Annotated in this window: 15 protein-coding genes and 5 pseudogenes; 6 read left to right on the top strand and 14 right to left on the bottom strand. The window is 66.9% G+C overall.

The window, feature by feature from the left end; all coding sequences use genetic code 11:
- Positions 1-100: 100 nt before the first annotated feature.
- From fxsT to ACIGWZ_RS10835, 4 genes are all read right to left on the bottom strand, one after another.
- Positions 101-4,801: an FxSxx-COOH system tetratricopeptide repeat protein gene (fxsT, locus tag ACIGWZ_RS10850; protein WP_400062950.1), complete on the bottom strand. Its 4,701-nt coding sequence runs from the start codon at positions 4,799-4,801 to the stop codon at positions 101-103.
- Between the two features lie 2 nt (positions 4,802-4,803).
- Positions 4,804-5,778, bottom strand: a complete 975-nt coding sequence (locus ACIGWZ_RS10845) for an AAA family ATPase (protein ID WP_400062948.1) — start codon at positions 5,776-5,778, stop codon at positions 4,804-4,806.
- Positions 5,778-7,880 carry a trypsin-like peptidase domain-containing protein gene (locus tag ACIGWZ_RS10840; protein ID WP_400062946.1) on the bottom strand — a complete coding sequence of 701 codons (2,103 nt, stop codon included), beginning with the start codon at positions 7,878-7,880 and terminating at the stop codon, positions 5,778-5,780. Before ACIGWZ_RS10840 ends, ACIGWZ_RS10845 begins: the two co-directional genes overlap by 1 nt.
- 84 nt (positions 7,881-7,964) lie before the next feature.
- Positions 7,965-8,312 carry a CU044_2847 family protein gene (locus tag ACIGWZ_RS10835; protein ID WP_400062944.1) on the bottom strand — a complete coding sequence of 116 codons (348 nt, stop codon included), beginning with the start codon at positions 8,310-8,312 and terminating at the stop codon, positions 7,965-7,967.
- Positions 8,313-8,963: 651 nt separating this feature from the next.
- Between ACIGWZ_RS10835 and ACIGWZ_RS10830 the strand changes: the two are divergent.
- Positions 8,964-9,272, top strand: a pseudogene (locus tag ACIGWZ_RS10830) (ATP-binding protein); the annotation flags it as partial.
- A gap of 126 nt (positions 9,273-9,398) precedes the next feature.
- Here ACIGWZ_RS10830 and ACIGWZ_RS10825 read toward each other — a convergent pair.
- From ACIGWZ_RS10825 to ACIGWZ_RS10815, 3 genes are all read right to left on the bottom strand, one after another.
- A complete protein-coding gene (locus ACIGWZ_RS10825; protein ID WP_400063300.1) occupies positions 9,399-9,692 on the bottom strand; it encodes a hypothetical protein in 294 nt (97 codons plus the stop codon).
- 848 nt (positions 9,693-10,540) lie between these two features.
- Entirely contained in the window at positions 10,541-11,281 is a 741-nt protein-coding gene (locus tag ACIGWZ_RS10820) for an SDR family NAD(P)-dependent oxidoreductase (RefSeq protein WP_400062942.1), read from the bottom strand.
- A 360-nt stretch (positions 11,282-11,641) separates the two neighbouring features.
- Positions 11,642-11,830, bottom strand: coding sequence for a hypothetical protein (locus ACIGWZ_RS10815; protein WP_400062940.1), 189 nt, complete (start codon positions 11,828-11,830; stop codon positions 11,642-11,644).
- A gap of 132 nt (positions 11,831-11,962) precedes the next feature.
- On the opposite strand from ACIGWZ_RS10815, the gene ACIGWZ_RS10810 reads away from it, so the two are divergent.
- The 3 genes from ACIGWZ_RS10810 (at position 11,963) to ACIGWZ_RS10800 (ending at position 13,727) form a co-directional block, all read left to right on the top strand.
- Complete coding sequence (locus tag ACIGWZ_RS10810) at positions 11,963-12,418, top strand: barstar family protein (protein WP_400063285.1); 456 nt, start codon at positions 11,963-11,965, stop codon at positions 12,416-12,418.
- Between the two features lie 191 nt (positions 12,419-12,609).
- Positions 12,610-13,260, top strand: coding sequence for a hypothetical protein (locus ACIGWZ_RS10805; protein ID WP_400062938.1), 651 nt, complete (start codon positions 12,610-12,612; stop codon positions 13,258-13,260).
- Positions 13,257-13,727 (top strand): GNAT family N-acetyltransferase, encoded by a 471-nt coding sequence (locus ACIGWZ_RS10800; RefSeq protein ID WP_400062936.1) that lies wholly within the window; start codon positions 13,257-13,259, stop codon positions 13,725-13,727. The genes ACIGWZ_RS10805 and ACIGWZ_RS10800 overlap by 4 nt, the downstream gene beginning before the upstream one ends.
- On the opposite strand, the pseudogene ACIGWZ_RS10795 reads toward ACIGWZ_RS10800, so the two are convergent.
- Both ACIGWZ_RS10795 and ACIGWZ_RS10790 read right to left on the bottom strand, forming a co-directional pair.
- A pseudogene (locus ACIGWZ_RS10795) lies at positions 13,660-14,243 on the bottom strand (transposase); the annotation flags it as partial. The gene ACIGWZ_RS10800 and the pseudogene ACIGWZ_RS10795 overlap by 68 nt on opposite strands.
- A gap of 214 nt (positions 14,244-14,457) precedes the next feature.
- Positions 14,458-14,678, bottom strand: a pseudogene (locus ACIGWZ_RS10790) (hypothetical protein); the annotation flags it as partial.
- A 4-nt stretch (positions 14,679-14,682) separates the two neighbouring features.
- Between ACIGWZ_RS10790 and ACIGWZ_RS10785 the strand changes: the two are divergent.
- A pseudogene (locus ACIGWZ_RS10785) lies at positions 14,683-15,150 on the top strand (transposase); the annotation flags it as partial.
- Between the two features lie 62 nt (positions 15,151-15,212).
- On the opposite strand, the gene ACIGWZ_RS10780 reads toward ACIGWZ_RS10785, so the two are convergent.
- The 4 genes from ACIGWZ_RS10780 to ACIGWZ_RS10765 are packed head-to-tail and all read right to left on the bottom strand — an operon-like array spanning position 15,213 to position 19,777.
- Entirely contained in the window at positions 15,213-16,289 is a 1,077-nt protein-coding gene (locus ACIGWZ_RS10780; RefSeq protein WP_400062933.1) for a polyprenyl synthetase family protein, read from the bottom strand.
- Positions 16,286-17,302 (bottom strand): TIGR03857 family LLM class F420-dependent oxidoreductase, encoded by a 1,017-nt coding sequence (locus ACIGWZ_RS10775; protein ID WP_400063283.1) that lies wholly within the window; start codon positions 17,300-17,302, stop codon positions 16,286-16,288. The genes ACIGWZ_RS10780 and ACIGWZ_RS10775 overlap by 4 nt, the downstream gene beginning before the upstream one ends.
- A gap of 44 nt (positions 17,303-17,346) precedes the next feature.
- The gene (locus tag ACIGWZ_RS10770; RefSeq protein WP_400062931.1) at positions 17,347-18,372 is read right to left on the bottom strand and encodes a hypothetical protein; all 1,026 of its coding nucleotides are present in this window, start codon (positions 18,370-18,372) and stop codon (positions 17,347-17,349) included.
- Positions 18,373-18,412: 40 nt separating this feature from the next.
- The gene (locus tag ACIGWZ_RS10765) at positions 18,413-19,777 is read right to left on the bottom strand and encodes a cytochrome P450 (RefSeq protein ID WP_400062929.1); all 1,365 of its coding nucleotides are present in this window, start codon (positions 19,775-19,777) and stop codon (positions 18,413-18,415) included.
- Between the two features lie 556 nt (positions 19,778-20,333).
- Between ACIGWZ_RS10765 and ACIGWZ_RS10760 the strand changes: the two are divergent.
- Positions 20,334-20,510, top strand: a pseudogene (locus ACIGWZ_RS10760) (IS701 family transposase); the annotation flags it as partial.
- Between the two features lie 40 nt (positions 20,511-20,550).
- On the opposite strand, the gene ACIGWZ_RS10755 reads toward ACIGWZ_RS10760, so the two are convergent.
- Positions 20,551-21,153 (bottom strand): hypothetical protein, encoded by a 603-nt coding sequence (locus ACIGWZ_RS10755; protein ID WP_400062928.1) that lies wholly within the window; start codon positions 21,151-21,153, stop codon positions 20,551-20,553.
- Positions 21,154-21,193 lie beyond the last annotated feature (40 nt).

The following is a 21,193-nucleotide window of genomic DNA, read 5'->3' as shown; positions in this document are numbered from 1 at the left end:
CCGTGAGTACGAGCGCGACGAACACGGTGTGCCCGTCCGCATCAGTGAAGGCTGAGTTGCTTCCGCCACGTTCCATGCCCCCGGCCAGGAGGTCGCCGACCTATCTCCTCCCGCGGCGGTGTTTTCCTCGCGCAGTCGTCGTACCCAGCAACTTCTGAGCTTCGTAGGGCCTGCCCTGGAGGTTCAGCAAGGCGGCGAGGGCCTTCGTGAGGCGTTCGGTGATCGGGTGCTCTGGGCCGAGCACCCGTCTGCTACGGGGTCGCGCGTCTTGGAGGAGATGAATGGCCTCGGCAGCTCGGCCCAGACGGTAGAGGGCGAGAGCGAGGTTGTGGACTGTGGCGATCGCGTCGGGGTGATCGTCGCCGAGGACTCGCCGATGTCGGGCCACGTTGTCTTCGTGGATGCCGATGGCCTCGCCGTGCTCACCGAGGTAGTTGAGTGTGACAGCGAGAACGGTGGACAAGCGGAGGCAGTCAGGGTGATCGGCTCCTATCGCTTCGGACCATGTCCGTCGAAGCGACACGACCAGGGTGCGTACGGCCTCGTGCTGCTCGCTGGCCATCAAATACTCGACAGCCTGCAGGAGTCGCGGGCGAAGTTCCGGTCGCTCGGCCGCCCGAAAGTGCTCGGCGGTCAGGTGAGCGGTGAACAGGGACCAGAGAGGCCACGTGTGAGGTACGTCGGGCCGGCCGAGTTCAACGGCGGCGAGGAAGGTGGCAACCTGGTGGGACACCGCTTCCCCGTCGATCTGAGCGCGGACCAGCGCCTGGGTGAGCTGGTGAATCCGGAAGGTCTCGGCATCCATGTCCGCCAGGCCGAGGCGGGCCAGGGGCTGAAGGGCCCGCACATCCAGCATCAGGTCTGGTTCGGATGCAGAGGAGAGCTGCTGCTCAAGGAGGCCTGGTACCCAGGTGGCCGGGATGGGCCCGGGGCCGAGAAACGCTGTCAGACGCAGGAGGGCCAGGGCCTCGGGGTGATCACTCCTGAGGCGAGCGACGGCTACGGAAAGTGCGGAGCCAAGCGATACGTCGTAACCGGGAGCAACTCCCTGTTCCAGCAACCGTGCGGGGCTGCTCTTGAGAAGATTGCGATAACGCGGCAACGTCACTCCGCCGGCCAGCACGCCGACGGCCTGGCACAGAGCAAGGGGGTGATCTCCCAGGTCTTCGGCGAGAAGATCGGCCTGATCGGATGTCACCTGTAGCCGCGTGGTGAGATAATCCACCGATTCAGGGCGTGCGAAGACGCCTAAATGGGTCTGATGAGCGTAACCCGACCATGCCGGGTTCCTTGAGGTGATCAGGACATGACCGGGGCCATCCGGAATCCAGCGATTGATGGTTTCTGATTCCTCGGCACCATCAATGATGAAGAGCCATCCATCGCGCGTGCGCAGATTCTCGAAGAGCGTCTCGATCCTTTCGGCGCCCCCCTTGCGGGCTGTGTCGATACCGAGGCGGGAGCCCAGTTCCGCGTAATGGAGAGGGATCCGGGCGGGGTCTTCAGCGTCGACCCACCAGACAAGGTTGTAGAGACCCGCAAAGCGACGGGCGTACTCAAGCGCAATCTGCGTCTTCCCGACACCGGCTCCGCCATGCAGTACCTGAACGGCGGCACGTTTTTCCGACAGAAAAACTTCACGCAGGCGAGTGAGTACCGCCTCTCGCCCGGTGAAGTCCGGGTTTGGGCGGCCGACGTTCCAAATGTCCGGGAGCGACAGGTCCTTGGGGAGAGGGGGGCGGTGGGAGACGACGTTCGGCAGGGATACCTGAGACGGCAGGGGAGGCTTACGCGGAGACGCCGAGCCATCGACCGCCTCCAGCAAGGCGGCGACGGCGGCAGGCTCATCAAGATTGAACAGCTCTTTCCATCGGAAACCTGTCAGGGATTCCGGAATATCCTGGGAGGTCAAATCCTCGATGAGCAGCAGAACGATCCGGCCTTCGCGCAAAATCCTTCTATCGAACTCGTTCCATGCTGATGCGAGGTGGGACTTTGAAAGAACCACGACTACAGCGTCGGCGGTCTCCAGGGCGAGACTCATATGCTTTACCAATCCGTTCACGCTGGAAAAGTCTGGCGCATCCAGCACGACGCTGTGGCCCGCTGCTTCCAGGTGCCAACCGATCCACTCGGCCCAGACTCGATCGCGAGCGACGTAGCTGATCAGCAATGTCTTGGGCGCGGCCTTTTCTGCGCTATGCGGATATCGCACGCCGGCAGGGACGGAGTCAATGCCTGATCCAGCGAGTTGCGCAGCGGCCGAATTCAAGTGAGCTCGGAATACCCGTGAGACATGCGCGGCGGAGGGCCGAGCACTCGGATCGTGGTCCACACACTGCCTCAAGACGCGGCGGAGGTCGTCGGCAGCGACTTCTGGAATGATCGCCTGCATGGCATTGACCAGCAATGCATCGACCGACCCGGTCTGCACGGCGAGCAGCATGACGCCGAGCGCGTAAACATCGGAAGCTTCCGTGGGCTCGGCCGCGGGGGTGTTTCTCAGCTCTGGCGCGAGCAGGGCACTCCCCATGGAGTGCGTCGCGCGATGCCGGCTTGCGACGCTGTCGATTGTGGCGGTCGCCCAGTCCGTGATGAGTACTTCCTTCTCAGCGAGGAGTACGCGGTCGGGTGTCAGTGCGCCATGAATTATCTGTTTGCCGTGCGCGCGGGCCAGTCCGGCGGCTAGTTTGGCACCCAACCAGGCCAATTGCGCCTCTCCCGGAAGCCAGTTACCGCGCAAGAGCGTCGCCAGGTCTTGGGCGGGCTGCCCGCTTGCGGGATTCGTATAGGGTTCCACCGCCAGCCAGGGCTTGTCGTCCCCTCCGTGTCTCCGAAGCGTCGGCGCACTGAGGCTGATCAGGCGCACCAGCGCTTTCGCTTCGGTCCGGACCAGCTCCCTGTCGATTTCGATGTCCCCACTGCAGGGGACTCGCAGCAGCGTGATTCGTCCCTTCTGCACATCAGAGGGCGCTGACCACGCCAGGTACTGCACGACAAATCCGTGCACCGTCTTGCTGCGAGCAAAGAGGGTGTACGGACCCAGCGTTGACGGATCATCTTCCTGCAGAGACGTCCATGGCGAGTCCGCTCGGTTGATGAACTCGGGCAAGCCGGTTCCCCCCCTCGCAGGAGGTGCAGGGGGCGGAGGCGCCGGGGCGACGGAAAGGCCGAGTCGCTGCAACAGACGCTCGTCCGCGACCGTGAACGGCCGTCCCTTTGCACTGACCCGGCCAGTACCGTGGTCGTGCGCCAGCCAGGCGGCGAAACCCGGTGCGCGGCCAACCAATTCACAGAGACGGGAGTTAAGTGCCTTGCTCGTCTGCAGAAGCTCGCTGGCCGACACGGTGCTCAGCAGAATCCGGCGCGTGTCTTCCGGGTAGTCGAATACGCGGTGTTCCGGATGGGTGGCCTCCCCGCCCGTGTCCGTACGACGGATCAGACCACCGAGGAAGACCTCCGCCAGGTGGCTGGTCTGGACGTGATCCCCAAGGACCTTCTGGATCAACCGCATGACCGGCACGGTCACCGGCGCGACGGCCGCCACGTGGGCGGCGAGACGGTAGGCCTCGGGCGTTACTGCTGCACGAAAACGCAGCACGTCGTGTCCGGCATCCTGGGACTCCGGCAGAGACGAGGCGGGCAAGTCGGGTGGTACCGGGGCCAGCAGGGGCAACTCCTCGGTGGCACCGGAAGAACCGACGAGCCTTGCCCACGCCTCGACAAGAGACGCCGAGGGCTCGAGGACGGGGACGGGCAGCCCGTTGAAAGGGACCAGATCCGCCGGCAGAACCGGATCGCAGATCTTCCACGTGCGGTTGGCGACACCTGCCCGCCGGGTGGTGACCTGCCACAACCGGCTGTGGATCCCCGAGCTCTCGCGCAAGTGTTCCGGCAGGGTGTGCATGACGGCAATCGGACCCTGCTGCGCCAGGCGCGCGAGGACGGCATGCATCCGCCCATCCCGCCAAGCCGTTCCGACGCCGTCACTCATCACCAGCAGCAGCGTGCTTCCGGCAGAGGCGTCGCTGGCGTTCACAGCGGGCGCCGCGCCACGGTCGTCGCTGAGGTACGGGCGAGAGGAGATCTGCGGGGCGCGTCGGCTGCGGGTGTCGAGGCCGTGAACGCGCACGGTGCGGAATGCGCCGCTTCTTTCCAATAACTGCCGTACCTCGGTGGCAAGACGGCGCCACAGGAGCATGGACACTCCGTCGTCGATCAGCATCACCAGGTCGAGCCATCGGGTGCGGGTGGGACGCATGACGGGATCGAGGAGTCCCGTCTCCGCCACGGCCGTAACGGTTGCCCGCTCGTCCAGTTCCCAGGCGCGCAGATCGGGGCGGCTGCGTTTGAGGGGTCGCAGGGCCCGGCTCAACGCCAGTTCCTCCTGCGCCAGGACTTTCTCCTCCGGAACCCGGAGCGGAATCGCAGGCGACGACTCCTGGTGCCCGAGAGTTTCGGACGCGTGCAGTCCGCCGTCGGCCCTCCCCGAGCCCCCCAGCCTCCCGGATGCGCGGGTCGTCTGGTCCACTCCGGCGTTCTCAGCGTGCCGGTTCGCAGCTGTGGAGGGCCGCGGAGCCCTGGTGTGCTGGTGGCTGAGCTGCTGCCGATACCCCTCGTCGGCCTTCTGGACAACGGTTGCGGCGTGTGTGGTTTCGGCCGCGTTCCTGGCCGCGCGGGCCAACGGGGCTGCAGCACTGGGGGGCAGGCGCTGAGCCAGCCACAGTACGTCGAGCAACTCCTCGGCGGACACGGTGATCCCGCCGTCACGCAGCACCTTCAGAAGCGGTTCCGGCATCATGACTACACAGTGCCGCCGAGCCGGTGCAACACGGCGTCGAGAAGCCCATCGGCGTCCAGGCTCACCCCGCCCATGCGCAGGAAGACCGCGTTCAGCAGCTGGTCGGTTGCGAGTTCCCCTCTGGCCCGTCGGTTCAGGAACGCGGCCATCAGCTCGTCCATGCCCGCCACCTCGGACTCGCCGAGATGGGCGAACACAATGGCCCGCAATTTGTCCTCGTCGGGATCGGGAAGATCCAGGCGAATGCAGCGACGGAGAAACGCAGGCGGGAACTCGCGCTCACCATTGCTGGTGATGACAACAACAGGAAACTCCTGGCAGCGCACTCGGCCTCGTACGAGCTCGGCCCGTGTTCCTGCATCGGACGTCATCACTGCGACAGTGGATTGGTCGTCAGGAAGCCTGGCCAGCTCCGGGATATCGAATTCGCCCTCTTCAAAGAGGGTCAGCAGATCATTGGGAAGATCCATGTCTCCCTTGTCCAGCTCGTCCACGAGCAGAACGCGAGGCCGGGCTGTGGGCAGCAGTGCGGTGCCGAGCGGCCCGAGCCGCACGTATGAGCCGATGCCCAGGCTTGGCTCGTTGTCCTCGCGCGTGAGGTTGCTCTCCCGGAGCCGACCGACCGCATCGTACTGATACAGCGCGTCCTGAACGGTGCTGCGGCTGTTCACGGCCCAGGTCAACACCGTGCCGAGGCACAACTCTCGGGCAATGGCATGCACCAGCGACGACTTGCCGGTGCCCGGATGTCCCGTCACGAGCAGCGGACGCCGTAGGTGCAGGGCTGCGCTCACCACGTCGGCTTCTTTACTGCCGATGAGATACGGGCGCTCGGCAATCCGGGTGTCCCGATCGAACCGCCGCCAGGGCGGTGCCTGAGGCAGCACAACGCTCCGTTTTTCGCCGTCGCCCCGGAACAGTCGCCAATCCTCGTCGTCGGGCACCGGAGTTCCCTGCACGGCGCTGGGATCGGTCATCAGGTATGTACTCCTTCTGCTGGGTCCATAAGACGGTGTCGACTCGGCATCGGCAAGGAATCCTCCGGTTCCCATACAAGTGAGGGACGCGCCCGATGGCGCTCAGGGTCCGCCCAGATCTTGCCCCGAAAGGTCCTTACTCTCTCCGGCAGCTGGAAGAGCGGGCCGTGCGGAGACACCTCGTCGAGGTGGTGGGCGTCCGCGTGCGACTGGGCCGCCCGGTCCCAGAGGATCACGGGGACACCGCAGGCCAAGCAGATCTCAAGAAGGATCTTGCCCGCCAGGGAGGGGCCGTGCAGGACGACCTGGCCGGTTCGCTCATGAGACGTCCTGAGCCGGCTGTGGAGCTGTTTGGGGTCCGAGGTCTTCTCATCCACGATCAGCGGTTCGGTCGCGTCGAAATCCAACCAGCGAGCACGCAGCATATGAGCGTGCTTCGGGTTGTGGTTCGTGATGTCGGGGCAGCGAAGAGCCACGCGATAGCCGACTCCGAGCGGTTCGCCCGGAAGCCACTCGATCGCGTTTCCCGCGTCCCATTCGTCGACGGGCAGATGCAGTCCTTCCCGGTCCACCAGAATGTCCACGTCCTTGACCTCCTGGCCGCTCTCCATTTCGGCACGCTCTGCCGCTTGACGGATGAGCTGGCCGATGCGGGCCGTCGTGGACGGTCCTGACTCCTCGGTGAACACAGGAACTGGCGTTCCCTCTCCTTGCACCTGCCACAAGCGGCAACGATGCCGACCCGAGGGGTCCGAGGCAAAGGTGCTGATCTGCGCAACGATGCGCGTGACAGTGGGCGGCCGCTGAACCGCCCAGGCAGCCGCATCTGCCCTGCGCTGGGCCAAGGCTGCCTTGTGAATCCCGAGTCGGCGCGCCACTCGCTCGCTCCACGTCCGCAACTCCTCGCGAAGAGGAGGGGTCAGACCCGCCGCCGTGAATTCGATGAGCTTCAGCAGCGCGGGAACCGAGGGGCCACCGTCCGGCAGCAGATCCCCGTCGGGCAGTGCCTCGAGCTCGCTCAATGCCGCGTCGACGCCCTCCGGCGGCAGGACCGCACCGCGCAACACGGCAGGTAGCGGGGTGTACCGCAGGGCCTCGCGTGCCGCACGCGGAAGCAACGCCGGGTCGCTCGCAGCGACCTGCGACAGCTTCCCGATCAGATTTCGGTGCTCGCTGACGGAGAGCAGCCGTGCGGTGTCGCTCAATCTGCCTGCCGCGAGCAGCTGATCCAGCGCCTGGGGCCGTTGGCCGGCAGGGTGAGCGGACGCCAGGGACTCGGTCAGAGTCGCAAGAGCGCGTTCCGTCGTAGTGAGCAGGTCCACCAGCTCCTCCACGCTCGGCGCGGACTTGTCGGCAGGCGAGCTGTAGCCCAGCTGAGCTGCCAGTCTTCTGGCGTGATCCGCCCGTGTCACCGGATCGCCGAGAAGCTCCCAGAGAGCGTGCCCCAGCATGTCCCGGACGGGGTCGCCAAGCACGGGGTCGCGAGCCAGGCAACGCTCGATCAGGTCGTCCGCGCCCGCGGCCCGCAGCTCGGCGCGAATCGTCTGCCACGGCAGCGCCCAACTCCGCCGTACGACCTGCTGACTGGCCAATGCGCCGTGCGTCTCCCGGTGCGCGACAACCAGTCCCACCACGGCCGGATCATGCCGGGACCACAGCGGCCCGCCGCTGAAGCCGGGGGCGATGGCCGCACCGGACAGCGCACCGTCAAGGTAGTAGATGCCTTCATCCACCAGCTTGACCTCGGTGTCGGCGAAACTGCCGGCCTTGCCGTCGGGGCCCCAGGCCCGGACAGCCTGCCCCTCTGCCATCTCCAGCCACACCGCAGACCGGGCTTGTGCGGGCGCGGGCTCCGTCAGCTCCAGCACACAGAGATCGCCGTGCCAGACTCCCGAAGGCACACGCCGAGGCGGCACCCACACGATCACCCGCGCGACCGTCCGTCGGGGCGCGCCAACGGTGTGGAACACGACGTCCAGTCCGTCCGCTGCGGGCCGGTCGGCCGTCAGGGGCCGCACCCCCAAGGCGTCGTTGACCACATGCGCGCACGTGAGGACCTGGCGGGGGGTCAGGAGTACCGCAGCTCCCGCCTCCTTGCCCACAGTCTTCTCTTCACCCCTGGAGACTCGCCTCAGCACGGACACAACGGGCCTGGGGGAATCGTCCTGTCTGAACCACACCATCGTTCAATTCGACTCGCTGCCGAGCCGCCAGGTCGCCGTGATCTTCATGGTGGCTTGTCCACTGCCGCCGACAATGCCGAGCTTCAGGTCCTGGCCGATCTGTACACCGAACTCGACAGAGACGTCGTGCGGCGGGTTGTCGGTACCCAAGACCGAGTCATGGACGTGCTGAAGGACAGGGCCTAGAGGACGCAATGTCGCCTTGAGGGCGTCGGCGGCCATCGCTGTCACCCTGGCCCCGCCGCTGGACACCGGTGTCCACTCATCGCCGCCCTCGGGAGGCTCTCCCACGTCGGCGAGTTCCAGGCGCAGGTCTGCCCCGGCCAGATTGAGTTCGATGTAGTCGGGCATGTAGGCCATTGTGCCGACCATCTGTCCAACGGGTGACCGTGTTCACAGTACTCTGGTCGGAAAATATAGCCTCGCAGTCGTCAGGACTGCGCTCGGCGGTTTCGTTCGGATCACCGGGCGGACAGCTGCCCCGGCGCAAGCGGTGGCTCCGCTGGTCTGCCGGGGCCGGGATCCCCGCCCGGACACCGCAACGGTCACCGACCGGCTGGGCCCCAGGGGGAACCGGCGACAGTTGAATACGAGAGCCCCCCAGTACCGAGGCCGTGAGAGCCCCGGCGCCGATACGGCACCGGGGCTCCGCCATGCGGCCTCGGCCCCCCGGAAGGCAGTCCTTGGACGGTCTCGCAGCTGGTCGACCGTCCAAGGACTGCCTTCCGAGCGACGTCGGCGGTGACGAGGCCGAGGGCTACCGCTGGGCTTAACTCACCGAAGAATCCCCCGCGTTCCCTCTCAAGCCGCCCACCTCAACAAGGGCGGATCGAACAGCCCGGCCTGGAACTTCCGGGACTACTTGACGAGTTTTCCGATGGCGTTGGACTCCTGGACCTGGCCGGCCAGGAAGTCCCACGACAGGTTGATGTAGCCGCCGTCGCCCCAGTTGCTGCAAGGGGCCTGGAGTCCCGGGCGTCACCGTAACGCCGGAAGAGGGTGATGGCCATGACCTGCACCTACGCGCCCACCATCTCCCCGCGGCGAGGCGTCACCCGGAGGCCGCGACAGGCAACGGGCGGCGCCTGGCCCCTCGCGCACCGCCCGGAAGCCGCCGGAGAAGCCCGCAGGATGACCCAAAGGCTCCTGACGTGGTGGGGCGTTCCCCAGGAGGCGGCCGACGCGGTGCTGCTGACCGTTTCCGAACTCGTCACCAACGCCGTCGAGCACGCCCAGCCCCCACTGAACCTCGAGCTGAACCGCGACGCGGACACCCGCCGGGTGCACATCGAGGTCTCCGACGGAGGCCCCGCCGACAAGGAGGGCGACTGGGTCGCCAGCAGCACCCCTGACGAGCACGGCCGCGGGCTGGAGACCACATCACCGCCGCCCACGGCGAGCACGACCACCCTGGGCACACCGTCCACTGAGCCGACGTCAACGCCACGGCCTGACCGGCGCCGACGTCTCCTTTCCGGATCGGTCGCGCGTGGTGACGCGGTACTGCGCGAACAGCCCAACGGTGGCCACGACGAGTACGGCGACGCCGTACTCGAGGAAGCCACCCAGCAGACCGACCGGAGCGATCAGAAGTCCCGCGACGATCGCCGGCACGCCGAAGCTCAGGTAGGCGACCAGGTAGACCGACGCGAAGAGTCCCGCTCTTTCGTGGGGGTGCACGAGCGGGGCGACGGCCCGGACCGCGCTGGAGAACGAGGCACCGAAGCCCACGCCGTCACGCCTCCCACCCGGAGCAGGGACAGCAGTCCGGTGGCGGCACCCGCCTCGATCACGGCGGTTCCCAGCAGCACGCCCGCACCGCCGACGAGGACCGCGCGGCGTGGGGTCAGGCGGCCGAGGAAGAGGCCGGCCACGGCGGCCGCCGCGCGGGCTCCACGAACGCCGTGGCGCCGTTCAGGAGGCCGCTGGGAAGGCCGAGCAGGTCCCGGATGATCTGGGTACGAGCCCCATGAAGAGCCCGGCCGGCATCCACTTTCTGCGACCGTGACCTCGATGCCCCGCTCCCGGCAGGCCGAGGAGATCTCCGAGCCGGTGAAGCCCTCCTCGCACAGCTTCTCGGCAGCCCGCAGCCCGGCCAGTGGCGCCCCGACGATGACGATCCGGCCTTCCGAAAGGTCACCGGACACCGGCGCTCACCGCCTCACCCACGATCGGGCGCCCAGGAACGGAAGCGCCGTGAAAGAGATCGGTGTGGGGCTCATCGGCGCCGGCCCGACAGCGGATACACGACCACACAGAGCGCTACCATCACATCAGCCTCACCCAGACCGGAGCGGCCACCGGATGCTTGGGCAGCGATCATCGTCTCGCCTGCTGCTGCCGTAGCTACACCGCGTCAACTGCTCATGCCAGGATCAGAATCAGCTTCCTTACGGGCGGAGGCAGCCGTCGCCGAACCGAGCACCCGGGGACCTTCGCCTCGTGCCCGAACGGGCCGCTCTCGGGCATCGAGCCGCTGCTCGTGGTGTGGGCCTCTCCCGTCGCCCACGCCGACCAGTCCACGGACATCATGGGCATGGGCGTCAGATTTGACATGCCCATCGCGGACCAGCCCGGAGTCAGCCGATCGCGAGCTGTCCGCCGCGTGCCTCGAGAACCGCGCCGGTGATGTAGCTGGCGCGGGAGGAGGCAAGGAACACCACCGCTTCCGCGATTTCTTCAGGGTCTGCGACCCGCCCCAGTACGGTGGTTCGCCCGAACACCTGGAGGGGGTCATCTCCCATCTCCTCCGTCCCGGGGGTACGGACAGGGCCCGGGGCCACGGCGTTCACGCGCACGCCCTGGGCGCCGAACTCGTCAGCCCATACTCGCGTGAGAAGTTCGAGTGCAGCTTTCGAGGCCCCGTAAGCGCCCGTTCCCCGCACCGGGGTGGTAGCCGCCGCTGTGCTCACACTCACGATGGCGCCACGCCCCCGCGAAGCCATTCCCGGGGCGAGGGCACCGACCAGGAGCATCGGCGCGCGTGAGTTGACGGCCATGTGAGCGTCGAACATCTCGGCGGTGGTGTCCGGCGTACTGGCGAACCGGTAGATACCGGCGTTGTTGATCAGAATGTCCACCTCGCCTGCTTCAGCGGCAAGACGCAGGACATCTTGAGAGCTGCTCAGATCCGCAGCAACGAACCGGGCCTTCCCGCCTGCGGCAGCGATCTCTTCGACGGTCTCAGCACCTCGCTGCTCGTCCCGCCCGTGGACGATAACCGAGGCCCCCAACGCTGCCAGGCGAAGGGCAACAGCCCGGCCGATGCCAGCGGTGGCGCCGGTGACAAGAGCGGTGGATCCGTCCAGTTCTGCAGTCATGGAAAGCTCCTCCAAGCCGAGAGGAACGACATGCTGTCGGTCGTTCCTCGTGTAACTGATGATCCTGATGGTTCATTCCAGAGCGGGGACGGACCCACGCCGGGCCGATCGTTGATCATGGTCCAGCCCGGCCGTGGCCCACGTGGTCTTGGGAGGTCGGTGAGCTCGCCTTCGCTGACCACGTCCGCGGGCGACTGGAGCGCGCCGCACCGCTCGTGGAGATCGACGGGTGCGCTGCGTCCAGATCGGTGACGACGCATGACTGGTCGAGCACATCGGTGAGGCCACTCTGGTGCCGTTCAGCAACCGGCTGGACCGCGATGTCCGTCCCACCCTGCCCGGCCCAGCCGGTAGGGTGCGTCAGTCCTCGCGGCCTTCGCCGGCCTCGTCATGCTCGGGCGCGTCCGAGTTACGAAAGCGCCGCAGAGCGCCGGCCGCGGTCAGGGTGGCCGCGCCGATCGCCCCGCAGCCGCTCAGCAGCGAGAAGGGGCCTGAGCGACCACGCTGCCGCGAGATGCGCAGAGGATCCGTGCCGACTGCTTCCGGCACGGACCCTCACTCTGTGGGACTTTGAGGCGTGCGGGTGTGGCCAGGCCGTTTCGTTTGGCTCCAAACTGTGCAGCTCGCCGCTGACGTCGGTCAACGGCGTGGCTCTCGGGAGGGAGGGTGGCAGTGCACACCATGCCCTGGTTGCATGGAGGTGCGAAGCAAGACGCTCTGCCTGTCGATCTGCTGCTTCCAGTGACCGGCAGGACGTACGTCGCGCGTCTTGACGGCCGGGAGATGCACGACACGGACGCTGTCCTCCAACAGTTCTACGACGGACTGAAGCTGCCGGATTACTTCGGATGGAACTGGAATGTCCTCTCCGACTGCCTGCGCGACCTCAAGTGGCTGTCTGCGGACCACTACGTACTGATCGTCGAGGCCGCGGATGAGGCACTGTCGGGCGCTACCTCCGAACAGCGGCTGCTCTTCAACACCCTGTTGCAGGCAGGACAGCGATGGTCCTACGCACAGCGGTCCGAAGGCATCGAACTCGGCAGGCTCGTGGTCGTCATGTCTTGTGACGACGCATCCGTCCCGTCCCTGCAGGGACGGCTGCGATCATGCTTGGCAGAGACGGCATCGTCATAGGGCCTCATCTCGCGGACCCGAGGAAGATCCTGGCGACGTGGAGTCCGGCCAGGTAGATGGTTGCCGTCTCGTCATAGCGGGTTGCGATGCCCCTCCTGCGCTTGCTTGACACACCCGACCGCACCCTGGAGGAGACCTGCGACGGGCCCCTTCCCGAGCTCCGGCTTCCCGCCGGCCCGGATAATGTCGCCGTGCTCATCGCACGCATTGAGCCCCTCGTGGAGACTGGCGATTTCACGGGGGATCAGGGCCTGTCGGGCGAATGGTGCCCCTATCGGGCGTGTGGCACACGCGTGCATCATGGCCGTATGACCGATCTTGGAGAGTCCCCGTCCGACCAGCCTCTGACCTCTGTCGATTCGTCTACGTTGCTAGCGCTGGCCGATGGCTACCACGCCCGCACGGTACGGCCACTGGGCAGCCGCGCGCTTGCTGGGCACCTGGTGAAGCCCTATGCGATCGAGGCGCCAGGGCGGAGTGTGACGGACGAGAACCTGCAGACCGCGCTGCGGGTCGCCGCCGATCACCTGTCATCGGCGTATCTGCGGGGTTCACTTGGCCTCGCCGTGCTGCTCGTCCATGCCGATGGTGACGGTGACTACGTCCTTGTTCACACATGGATCGAGGGGTACATGTCCGACCTCGCCGTCTTCGTCGGTCCGGCCGACGATGCTGCCCGGCTCCGCCCCGGCCGGTCGGGCCTTGCTCCGTGCGTGTGGGAAGCGGCGGTCCTGGCTCACGAACGGGATGCCGTCACCCGGCACGTGCTGGACGGCCGGGGTGGGCTCGACGAGCGGCTTGTGGCCTGGCGCAGCGATGTGCTGGAGGGTGAGGTCCGGTGACGGGCACCGGTGTGGCCAGGGTGCGCTGCGCACGCGTTGCCGATCTTCCTCACGTTGTCCAGCTCGTGTCTGAGCACGCCGCGTACGAGAGGGCGGCGCCCCCGCCAACTGGCTTGGCCCGGCGGCTGGAGGTGCTGCTGTTCGGTTCGCAGACTCCGCGATTGCGTTGCTTCGTCGCGGAGTTGAACGACGGCGAGATCATCGGGTACGCCACGTGCGCTCCGGAGGTGTCCACGTGGGACGGGGCAGAGTATCTCCACATGGACTGCCTGTTCCTGCGCGATGGTCATCGGGGTCTGAAAGTCGGCCCCCTGCTGGTGGAAGCTGTGGTTGCCGAAGCGCATGAGCTGGGGCTCGGACAAGTCCAGTGGCAGACCCCGCCCTGGAACACGGACGCGATCAGGTTCTACGACCGGCTGGGAGCACAAGCGAAGGAGAAGCTGCGGTACCACCTGTCAGTCGGCTGAACTCTCTTTTGTCGTATCTGGTGGCCACGGCCCGGAACCCCTTGAGGGCCAGGGTGGTTCGTTCAACTTCGTTGCGGCGATGGTAGATCGACTTGTCGAAGCTGACGGGACGGCCTCCCTTGCCGCCTCGGCGCAATCGGTTGTCCTGCTGGTTCTTCGGTTCTGGGGATGGTGTGCTTGATTCGTCGCAACCGCAGGTACCTGTGGTTGCGACGCGAACTGTAGGCCTGGTCCGCACTCATCTGCCCGGTGCCGGGCGGGGCGGGATCGCTTCCCTGGTACGCGGGGCGTGCTTCTGCGAGCGCCGGCAGCATGCTGGTGGGCACGACACACTGTGAAGTCCACGCTGACCAAGGACCAGTCGATTCGCCCGTAGGTATCAGCCTTGGCCTGGACGGCACGTAGGCCCCGCTCCCACGTGCCGTCCGCCGACCAACGTCGGTGGCGGTCAAACACCGTCTGCCACCTCCCGAACTGCGGCGGAAGATCTCGCCATGGGATCCCTGTCCGCAGTCGATCGACTCTGGTCCGGGTGGGGCGGGAGGCGGAGTTCGGCGATGGCTCCGCCGTCGGGGGCGTGGGAGAAGCGGAGGGTGTCGCCGAGGACAGTGGTGATTCGGTGAACTCGACTGAGCAGAGCCGGCCATGACGCGGCGGCATTGCTCAGCCGTTCCCATGAGTGGATTGGCGTCCGGCTCAATCTGGGCCGATGTACAGCGGCGGGCGACAACGAGGGTGCACCGGGCTCGTGCGTCGGCTTGTCCGAGGGATCGTGCTCCGGCTTGGTCGCGGTCTTGGAATTGGTGACGGTCACGGTCACGGTCACTGGGGCGCCGGGGCCCGCGGTGAACGTCTTGGACGGTTTGAGAGGTCGTAGCCGGCGGGAGCTTTGATCTGCTTGACCCAGAAGTCCGTCTTCCGGCTCGACACCGGCAACTCGCCGGAAGCCGTCAGCGGGAAGTTCCTGTATTTGGCCACGGTCATCGACGTGGCCTCACGGCGCCTGGCCGGCTGGGCGATCGCGGATCACATGCGTGCCGAGCTCGTCATCGACACCCTGGCCGCAGCCCAACGCTGCCGCGGCAGCCTCGCCGGCGCCATTATGCACACGGACCACGGAGCGCAATACACGTCCCGGACGTTCGCCGGTGCCTGCCGGGCGGCGGGTGTGATCCAGAGCATGAGCGCGGTGGGCGGCTCGGCGGACAACGCGCTTGCCGAGTCCTTCAACGCAACCTGCAAGCGGGAGACGCTCCAGGGCCGCCGAGCCTTCGCCGACGGGCGCGAGGCCAGGCTCTCCCTGTTCCGTTGGCTGCACCGCTACAACACCGTTCGCCGCCACTCCAGCCTCGGACACCGCAGCCCGATCGCCTTCGAAACGGCACTCAATACACCATCAACTACGCCGGCCCCAGCCGCATAAACCTGTGTCCAGGATCAAGGGTTAGGGCCCGGGTCGGGGCCGGCAGCCGCCCGGGAGAGAGGTCACGTGTTCCTCACCGTGCTGCTGTGGGCGAGGTGGCGCAGAGCGGCGGACGGTGCGGGCGGGAATGCGACCGTATCCAGGGCATCGAGGGCGGCCCGGCGCCGGATGGCGATCATCCGCTCCACCGTCTCGCGGGCTCCGGTGTCGGTGAGGATTCTGCGGACGCACGTGGCTCGCTCCTCGTCGAGGTGCGGGTTGCCCACCAGGCTGCGCAGTATCGCGGCCTGGTGAGGTTCGGCGCGTTGCAGGGCGAGTGCCATCAATGGTGTGTGTTTGCCGTCGCGGAGGTCGTCGAGGGCGGGTTTGCCGGTGATGGCGGGATCACCGAAGGCTCCGAGGAGGTCGTCTCGCAGCTGGAATGCCTCCCCGACGGGGAGGGCATACCGGGTGCACGCGGTCAGCATGGTGTCGTCGGCTCGGGCAAGGGCGGCGCCGAGCTGGAGGGAGCGTTCGACGGTGTATTTAGCCGTCTTGTAGCGGACAATTGTCAGGGCAAGGTCGAGGTCGGCTGTGGGGTGGCCCGTGGCGCGGAGGTCGAGATACTGCCCGTACATGATCTCTGTGCGCATGGTGTCGACGACGGACAGCGCGGCGGCCAGCCGGTCGGGGGCGAGTCCGGCCGTGTGCAGCAACTCGTCCGCCCAGATCAGGGCGAGATCGCCAACGAGGATGGCGGCGCCGACGCCGAACCGTCCGGCGTCGGCGCGGTGGGCGTGGCGTGCGGCGAGGGCGTGGTGGACGGAGGGGCAGCCGCGCCGGGTCGCGCTGCCGTCCATGATGTCGTCGTGGATGAGGGCGAACGCGTGGAAGAGTTCGAGCGAGGCAGCGGCCCGGAGAACGGGGGCGAGAGGGCCCCGCCCCCCTGCGGCGTGCCAACCGATCACACAGAGCGCGGGGCGGAGCCTCTTGCCGCCGGACGACAAGAAGGTACGCAGTACCTCGATGGTCTCGGACGGCATGCCGTCGTGGGCAGCCGCGCGGGCCTTGTGGGACAGAAAGTCATGGAGCACGGCATCGACCTGGTGGCGGATGGCGGCCAGGTCGAGCGGCGACGAAGCCGCGCCGGTGAACGTCATAACGCGCCGTCGAGGAAGGTGCTCACGGTGCGGGCGAGCAGTTCGGGTGGGCTGCCGTGGAGGACGAGTCGGTCGGCCCCAGCAGCGGCGTACTCACGCAGTCGGCCGACGCATTGTGCCGAACTGCCGGTGGCGGTTGACTCCTTGAGCCATTCGTGAGGGAGGAGGCGGCCGGCGTCGACGAGATCGTGGGGGCGGTAGACCGTATCCGCCAGGGTGTTGCCGAGGGCTGCTATGCGGGGGTGGGCGAGCATGGGGTCGAGCCTGCGGGGATCCCAGCCGTTCAGGCGCGCCAGACGTTCGCCATGGACGGGTGCTTGAAGGTAGGTCACTGCTCGCCCGCTGACCACGGCCTCCTCGGCCGGGGGCCGGTCCGCCATGACGATCACTGTGGCGTGGACGAGGACGGCAGCCGGGTCCCGACCCGCCGCGGCGGCCGCCGCCCGGACGGCGGCCGAGGCGCGGGCCACTGCGTCGGTGGTGAGAAAGGCAGGCAGCAGAGCGCCGTCGAAGTGCCGCCCGGCGAGTTCCAGCGAGCGTGGTCCCAGTGCAGCCAGCACCAGAGGCGGCGGTGGGACGTCGCACGGCAGGTCGGTCAGCCTCAGGGCGGGATAGTCGCCGGCGGGGCCGTGGTACGACACCGTTTCGCCGGCCCACAGACGGCGCAGGATCGTGACGGTGTCCACTACCACCCGGGCCGTGGCTGTCGGCGGGACTCCCAGGCCGGAGAGCCAGGAGCCGCCGCGACCCAGCCCGAGAATGAACCGGCCCCCGGTCAGCGACTGCAGGGTGCCGGCCAGTGAGGCGAGCAGCAAGGGGTGGCGGGTCTGGAACGGGGTGATCCCGGCGGCGATGTTCACCCTCTGCGTCGCCTGACCGATGGCGCCGGCGACAGCGCCGAGGTCCTTGGTGCCCCACCGCTCGGAGAGCCAGACGGTCTCAAGTCCCATGCGTTCGGCGGCGATTGCCTGGTCAATCCCCAGCCGTGGGTCCGCCGCCCCGCCCGAGAGCACATATGCGCTCAGTCTTGTGTCGTCCCCATGCTCCGGCGGCGTGCTCACCAGGCCGCCGTCGTCAGCAGGGCCTTGAGGCACAAGGCGGTGGTCACCGTGCGACTGCCCCAGATGCGGGCGTGGTTGTCGAGCAGCGGGATTGCCTCCCAGGAGCCGTCCGGGAACTGGCTGCGGAGCAGCAGGTCCACGTCATTGTCCGACGTCCGGCCTCCGCCGGCCGCGATCGCCAGCATGGCGAGGGCACGGTTGAGCGGATCCGGGGCCTCGGCCTGGAGCAGAAAATGTACGGCCCGTTCGATCGTCTCCTCGTACCCGCCCACCGCGGACAGGTGCCGTACCGCCGCGTATGTGCTGTAGCACGTTCCGACGTACCAGGAGGCTCGCCAGAAGCCCATGGCCTGTTGCTGCTCGGCCAGCCAGTTCGTGGCGCGGGAGATGAGGGGGGTGAGGGCCGAGGGGCCGATCTGGCGTTCGTAGAGCAGCGCCGTGTACAGGAGGTTGGCGACGACCTCAGGGTCGCGGCCGGTGTCGTCCCGTCCCCGGCCCCATACCTTGTTCACGAGAGCGCGCCGGTCGGGATCCTCGGTGAGGAAGGTGCTGATCGCGCCGTCTTCCCAGGCGTTGGCTGCGGCGAGTTCGAAGGCGTCGGTCAGTCTGGCTGGGTGTGCCCGCCGAGACCGTAGGAGCACTCTCGCGATCTGGGCGAGGCTGTCGGCGTCGTACGGTAAAGGCTCGAAGCCGGGGAAGTACCGCCACGATATGCCGTCCTGGCCGGCGACGAGGCGGTCGGAGTTCTCCTCGACGAGTGGTTCGCAGCTGCGGTGGCCGGCGGCCACCGCGTCCTGGAGCGCTTCGGTGATCATCGCCAGATGGAAGAATCTGCCCTCACATCGGAATCGCGAGAATTTCCGGACGTCCTCGATCGGCATCCCGAGGTGCCGCGCGACGATATCCACGAACTGTGCCGTGGAATACGACCCCATGACGTGCACGGCATCGGGATAGGAAAGGGTGTGCTGCGTCGATATGTAGGTGATGGCGTTCTCGATAGCATGAGTGGTGTCCGGCATGTGTCTCTCCCGAATGCGCACTGTCGCTCTGTCTGTCGCTTTACGAACGGCGCTGGACGATCATGGGCATCGAACTGGGCGCTGTGATCAGCCGGGTCACCGGATGCACAGACTTTCCCGGTACCGGCCGGATGCTGCACCGGCTGAAGATGACGCTCAGGAAGACCGCCAGCTCCGCTCGGGCGAACTGCTCCCCCGCACATCCGCGGATGCCGTTCCCGAACGGCATATAGGCTCCGCGGGGAATCTTCGCTGCTCGATCGGGACGCCATCGGTCGGGGTCGAAGAGTTCTGGGTGCGGGAAGAGTTCGGGGTCGCGGTGCAGGGCGTAGATCGAGAACAGCACGGTGGCTCCGGCCGGGATGCGATACCCGCCGAGATCGACATCGGTGATCGGCTGCCGCATGAGCATCCAGGTGGACGGGTGGAGGCGCAGCGTTTCCGCGATGACCTGCTGTTCGTAGCCGAGGGCTCGGAGGTCTTCGTAGGCGACCTCCTCGACGCGGCGGCCCCCGAGCATCCCGTCCAGCTCTCCCTGGAGCCGCTGCTGGACTTCGTCGTGCCTGCTGAGCTGGTAGCAGGCCCAGCTCAGAGCGCCTGCTGTGGTCTCGGCTCCGGCGATGAGCATGGCGACGACCTCGTCATACACCTGCTCGTCGCTCATGCCGGCGCCGGTCTCTTCGTCCCGCGCGGTCAGCAGCATCGACAGGAGATCGCCCGAGGCGAGTCCGCCGTCCGTGTCTGCGCGGTAGTCCGCGATGATCCGGTGGACGACGTTCTTGAGGGTGGCCAGGGCTCGATCGAAGCGCCGGTTCATCGGCGTGGGCAGTCTGTCGAGGGCGTCGATGGGGGCGAGGGCCCGTCGGCCGAGCCCGTCGAGAATGATGGGCAGAGCTCTTCGGACGTCCTCGGAGAGCCGTTTTCCTATGCTGGTCGAGAACAGAGCCTTGGTGACGGTCGCGAGGCTGAGCGAGAGCAGTTCCTGGTCCAGCAGGATTTCCTGGCCGTCCTGCCAGGAGTCGACCCGTTCCCGTGCGAGTTCGTGCATCGCGCCCGTGTAGTGCCTGATCCGGGCTTTGTGGAAGGCCGGCTGAATGAGTCGGCGCTGGCGTAAGTGGAAGTCTCCTTCCGAGGTGAACAGTCCGTTCCGGGAGACGAGCCTCCCCTTCGCGAACATTTTCCCCTTCTCGAAGAGCCTCGCGTCGGCCACGAGCATCTGCTGAAGGAGAGCGGGGGAGTTGACCGCATAAGCCACCCGGGGGCCGAGCCGGAACCGGACTATGTCACCGTGGCTGCGCAGCGATCGGACGAAGTCCAAGGGGCGGCGACGTAGCTGCGGAATATTCCCGATAAAGGGAAGAGCGCCGGGCGCGGTCGGTATGTGGCGGTGAGCGATGTCGCGCATGGTCTGGCCCTCCTAGGGCGAGCACTGACCGGCGGGCTGCGGCTGGGGGTACACGCGGCAATGCCTGAGTCTCACAGGTCCACTCGTACCTGCTGAGGCACGGAGCGAAACGCTGGGCACTCGCCCCCGGGCACGCACGCGCGGCACAGAGGGCGCGAATCACTTATGCCGCGCACCCCCTTGGCCCCTCCCGAGAGCCCCGTGCTCCCCGCATGCGCCCCCATTCGCCTCCTGCCACCCCAACACGGAATTTCCTCAAGCGTGCACTTCTTCAAAACCCGACCCTGCTCAATTAGCAGGTCTACACCCGAAGGCGCTCACTCCCCGATACGAGTCACGCGACAACATGACGCCCCATCAGGATCAACTGACGAAGCGTCAGCCAACTCGGCATTGAGTCAGCATGCACCCAGCCAGAGGTGGCGACAGATGGCAACACATGCACATGCACCAATCCGCTCCGCACCACCTCTGAGCTGCATAGATGCTGGCCAACCCGCTAGTACTGCAACGGTGTTTGCTGTGACGGTTGGGCAGGTCGGTCGTTGGTCTGAGCATGGGTGGGGACCTTGCTGATGTCAGGGTGTGGGCCAGTGAACTGGACGCTGTGCACGAGCGGTTCGTGCATCGGTTTTCCAGGTCGGAGCCGAGGGAGTCGGCGTTTGCCTATATGCGGGGATTGATTGCTCCGCTGGAGCGTAAGAACGGCTGGACACTGGCTGAACAGGCCGGTCAGCAGGCGATGCGCTCGACGTGAGCGAAACTCACGGTCTCTACAGCATCGCGGTCGAAACCGCGTTCCCCCGAGTGGTGGATAAACCGGCACGTCCCGGGCGGAACTTCCACGACGGTGTCACTCCAGCCGAGATTGGCGGGATCGCCGCCCTGTGACTTCCAGTGCTCAAGGTCGGCGAGGCGGTGTAGTACCAGATCGCGCGGTAACCGTGCACGGCCCGCTCGGGGGACAGTCCGCATTCGACCAGGCCGTCGACTATCTGCTCGACGAACCACAGCGCTGACGTGGACATCAGGCACTTCGCCCATTGAACGGCGACCGAGGCGGGCTTCGGGTACTCGGACGCTGGGCGTTGGATGGGCCGCTGGAATCGGCTCACGGGTGACGGTAGTGGTGTGGCGGTGGCCGTAATCCGGGCATCAGGCGTGTAGCAAGTGGCCAGGCAAGGCCCCAGGCCGAGTTGGATAGGGGCCACCTCCACCATCCCCGCCGTCCGCGGATCCTCCCGCTCGAAGGCGATGACGTCCGGATGGACGGGGGCACCGGCCCGCGTGTCGAAGAAGGCGACGAAGTCCCGTGCCCCGCCCGGGAACTGGAACCGCACCGGCCGAAGCCCGCCCGGGCGGCGTTCGTCGGTCACACAGATGCTCAGGCCCTGGTTCAGGAAGGCAAGAAGTCCC

Source organism: Streptomyces sp. NPDC053427, from assembly GCF_044544985.1.
Taxonomy (GTDB): domain Bacteria; phylum Actinomycetota; class Actinomycetes; order Streptomycetales; family Streptomycetaceae; genus Streptomyces.
Note: the sequence above shows the minus strand (reverse complement) of the source record. Positions and strands in the feature narration are given on the sequence as shown.